Source organism: Streptomyces sp. NPDC101234 (assembly GCF_044767525.1).
GTDB lineage: Bacteria > Actinomycetota > Actinomycetes > Streptomycetales > Streptomycetaceae > Streptomyces > Streptomyces sasae.
Window position 1 is genome coordinate 1 of sequence record NZ_JBIWOA010000107.1, and the last position, 3,145, is coordinate 3,145.

At 70.6% G+C, this 3,145-nt stretch carries 2 protein-coding genes; both read left to right on the plus strand.

From position 1 onward, the window contains the following. The first annotated feature begins 589 nt into the window (after positions 1-589). A complete protein-coding gene (locus tag ACIRR9_RS55905; protein ID WP_403769797.1) occupies positions 590-1,330 on the plus strand; it encodes a class I SAM-dependent methyltransferase in 741 nt (246 codons plus the stop codon). 185 nt (positions 1,331-1,515) lie between these two features. Beyond that, positions 1,516-3,072: a HEAT repeat domain-containing protein gene (locus tag ACIRR9_RS55910; protein WP_403769800.1), complete on the plus strand. Its 1,557-nt coding sequence runs from the start codon at positions 1,516-1,518 to the stop codon at positions 3,070-3,072. The last annotated feature ends 73 nt before the right edge of the window (positions 3,073-3,145 follow it).

The window sequence follows — 3,145 nt, forward strand, 5'->3', positions numbered from 1 at the left end:
CGGACGGAGGATCTCCCACTCAGGATCGGACAGATCCGTCGAGTAACGGGTACGCAGCCCGCACACCCCAGCCCCCGAAAGTGCACCACCACCCCATTACCAGGCAACTTGCCCGCTGACAGGCTTGTCAGACGCCCTCTAGTACCGCCGCAGTGCCGTCGAGCGGTGCGTCACCAAGGGGAAGCAGTACCGGGCGGTGGCCGGCAGCTACGCACAGCGCGACTACATCTTCGACGGCACCCTGGCCGTTGCAGTGATCGTCATCTGGCTCGGAGACACATCGTCCAAGAGCCATCAGACACGGCGTGGGCCTTGCGACCGTGGAGACGCTGCAGACCCTTTTCGATGCGGCACGCACGGTCGGGACCGAGATCCATCTCGCGCCGGCGCCGGTCCCGGACCGGTGGACGGGTGGCCTTTGCGGGCGGCGTCGACATCGCCGCTCCTTCTTGCCACCAAGGCGGATGACGGCCGGCGGCCAGGGCTCGTCCGGTGGATCATGGGCCGAGCCAGGGCCGGACCGAGGCGAGGGCCGGCCAGTGCCCTAATCGTGTTGACCGCCCCCGGCAGGCAGTGCTGGAGTCGGCGCGTGGACAGCATCCCCGCCAACAGGCGGCTCTGGAACCGGATCAGCAGCGCCTACCAGCACAGGCACGACCCGCAAATCGGCGCCGCACCCCGGCTGTGGGGCATGTACTCCATCCCCGACGCGCACCTGCACGCCCTGGGCGACGTCACCGGCAAGCGCGTCCTCGAACTCGGCTGCGGCGCCGGCCAGTGGTCCAGGGCGCTCGCCGCCGAGGGCGCCACCGTGGTCGGGCTCGACCTGTCCGAAGCCCAACTCGCCGCAGCGGCACGCGCGATGGGAGCGGCCCGCTACCCGCTGGTGCAAGGCGCCGCCGAACAACTCCCCTTCGCCGCAGAGAGCTTCGACCTGGTGTTCTGCGACTTCGGTGGGCTCAGCTGGGCGCCCCCGCACCTGGCCGTCCCGCAAGCCGCACGCGTCCTGGGCCGAGGCGGGCGCCTGGTGTTCAACGTCGCCAGCCCATGGTTCGAAGCTTGCTACGACGAAGCCGCCAGCCGCGTGACCACGACGCTGCAGCAGGACTACTTCGGGCTGAACACCATCGCAGAGGACGACGGCGCAACCAGCTATCAACTCACCTACGGCGACTGGGTCAAGGTCCTGCGCGGCGCGGGTCTCGTCATCGACGACCTCATCGAGCCGCGGCCCGAACCGGGAACACCCAACGGCTACAACGAAACCGACCCTCCCGACTGGGCACACCGCTGGCCGGCGGAACTGCTCTGGGTGACCCACAAACCGTAAGTTCCGCCACGCCGAGACGTGAAGGCGTCCCCTCGCCGGACAGCACACATAGGCGAACTGTCCCTCGCCTGAGCGTGATCGTCCCGTTCTCCGGGCCGTCGGATGCCAACGGGACGGCTCTCGCCTTCAATTGCTCCCACCGGGAACGGCTTCTGTTGTCAGTGGTGCCTGGCATGGTTCGGATCATGTTCGACGGACTTCATGACATCGACTGGGCGTCGATGGAGCACGCGTACGGCTCGGCCGAGGATGTGCCGGCGCTGCTGTGGGCGCTGCGTTCCCCGGACGCCGGGGAACGCAGCAAGGCTCTCGACCGTTTCCACGGTGCGGTTCACCACCAGGGCGACGTGTACCCGTCCACGGCAGCCAGTCTGCCCTTCCTGTTCGAGCTGGCCGCCGACGGCGTCACACCCGACCGGGCCGCCGTGGTCGCGCTGGTGGTCAGCATCGGCAGGGAGTCCCTCGACCGGGGCTTCGAGGACGACGGCACCGAGATCGAGTACTACCCCCCGACAGGCTGCGCGCAGGCCGTCGCCTTCCTGCGCGAGCGGGGTGCGGAGTTCGCCGAACTCGCCCGCGACGCCGACCCGGACGTGCGCCTGGCCGCGATTCCCGGGCTCGGGCTCTTCCTCGACGACACCGACCGGGCCGCCGCCGTGCTGCGCGAGCGGCTGGCCGCCGAGCAAGCCGTCGCGGCGCGGCTGCGGATCGTGGAGGCGGCGGCCGCCCTCGCACTGCGCCTGCCTGCGGCCGCAGAGCAGGTGATGGACTGGCTTGGCAGGCTCGCCGCCGACCCGGCTCAGGGCCCGGTGACCCGGCTCGCGGCCGTGGTCCAGCGGGTCCGCTGCGCCCCGGACGAGATCGGCGAGGACGTAGTGCCGACTGCCGTCGGCCTGCTGCGCGAGAGCGCTCATGCCATACCCGTGCGGCGGATCGCACCGGCTCCCAGCCGCCCGGCGGCACCCACCCCCGGAGTTGCGCCCCAGATCGTCGCCGCCTTCGAGGACCTCGACCGGCGCACGCGCGTGTACGCACCGACCACCATCCTGCTGCGCTCGTTCCACGAAGCCCTGGGCGCCCGGGTGCCAGAGCGTACCGTGGTCCTGGCCGAGCAGCTGAGCAGCCCCGACCCCGGCTCGCGCCTGGACGCGGTTCGTATGAGCGGGGAGCTGATGCGCACCTGGCGCGGGGACCACACCCGCCTCCTCCTGCTGGTCGCTGACCAGCTCACCACCGACGACCAGGAGGTCGCCGCCGAGGCCGCGGCCGTCCTGGAGACCTGCCACCCGATCGCCGCCCCGGCCAGGGAGGCACTCGCCGCGCACATCGAGGCACAACGCACGGCACACGGCCCTCACGTATGGGCCACCCCCCAGGCGCTGCTGCGCAGAAGCCACCAGGAAACTGTCCGGGCCCTGGCGCGCCTCGGCGACGCACGCGCGCTGCCGAGCCTGCTGGCCGCGCTGGACAGCGACGCCGACGTCTGGCGTGCGATCCAGGTCGCCGGGCATCTGCCGCAGGCAGCAAACGAGTTGGTGCCCCGGCTCTGCGACCACCTGCGCCGGATCGACCTCTCCCGGCAACGGAACGGGATGAGCGCCAACGCGATCCTTTCCGCGCTGGCCGTGCTCGGTGACCCGGCCGCGGTTGCCGTGGTGGTGGACACGCTCGGCGCCGCCGTGAGCATGGGGCAGCACAACATCACGCAACAAGCCCTGAAGGCACTAGTAGGACTCCGTTAAGTTGCTCTGGCTCTCGGGTTCTGGCTGGTGGGGGTTGTTCTGGGCAGGGGTTGGTGGCAGGTGGTGCAGGTGC